The organism is Rothia sp. HMSC067H10 (assembly GCF_001810635.1).
Taxonomy (GTDB): domain Bacteria; phylum Actinomycetota; class Actinomycetes; order Actinomycetales; family Micrococcaceae; genus Rothia; species Rothia dentocariosa.
This window is the reverse complement of record NZ_KV802312.1, coordinates 1-735: the sequence shown is the minus strand read 5'-3', so window position 1 is coordinate 735 and position 735 is coordinate 1. Positions and strand designations below refer to the sequence as shown.

Genomic DNA, 735 nt, shown 5'->3' with positions numbered 1-735 from the left:
GAATGATATGCGTCAGGGTCTTTTTGTATTCTATAAGAACTTTGAAGATCTCTTTAGCGTCCAGGAAAGTTGTTCACCTTTTTATGCTCCGGAGTATGCCCTTCAACTAGCTGAAAATATGGTTTACCATTATTCCAAATTCCGGGGAAATATTTATGAACAGTACCCTGTGGTGGTGGGGTATGGCGTTGGTCTGCCCACCTCGTATATTCCACAGCTTGAGGAGCTGATGGGTGCGGAAAATGTGATGATTGCCGGTAAAGGTGTGCGATACCCCTGGTCTGATTTTGAAGAAGAACAACGCAGGAACTTCCCGAACGGTGCCCCGGACCCTCTCTACGATAAAGAAGGGATCGTCTATGGGTTTACGATTGATGATAAGGATTCTACCGGAGTCTATGTGGAAGACCCTCGGTATTATCCTGAATCACCATTGTATGACCCTGCTCTTGCCTCGAAGGTGCACCTGGTGCATAGTGAAGATGTTGATGATACAGAATAGTATATAAGCACGTTCGTATATATTGAGGGTTATTCATGATTGGGATACTGCCACTTCATGGATGACCCTCAAATTTTTTATTTCCGCATCATGATGAGCGTTTATTTTGATTAAGGAGTAGAAATATTATGGGTTTCTATACTGATGAGTGGGATGACGTCTTTTTCCCGGTTGTTTATGTGCGGGAGGATGGTGTTTTAGAGCGGCAGTTAGAGCTGTTGCGGCAGGCGGGG

Annotated in this window: 1 protein-coding gene; it reads left to right on the top strand. The window is 44.6% G+C overall.

The window, feature by feature from the left end; genetic code table 11:
- Nucleotides 1-502 (top strand): hypothetical protein (locus HMPREF2756_RS11470; RefSeq protein ID WP_246825853.1); only part of this gene is annotated, 502 nt, incomplete at its 5' end.
- Nucleotides 503-735 lie beyond the last annotated feature (233 nt).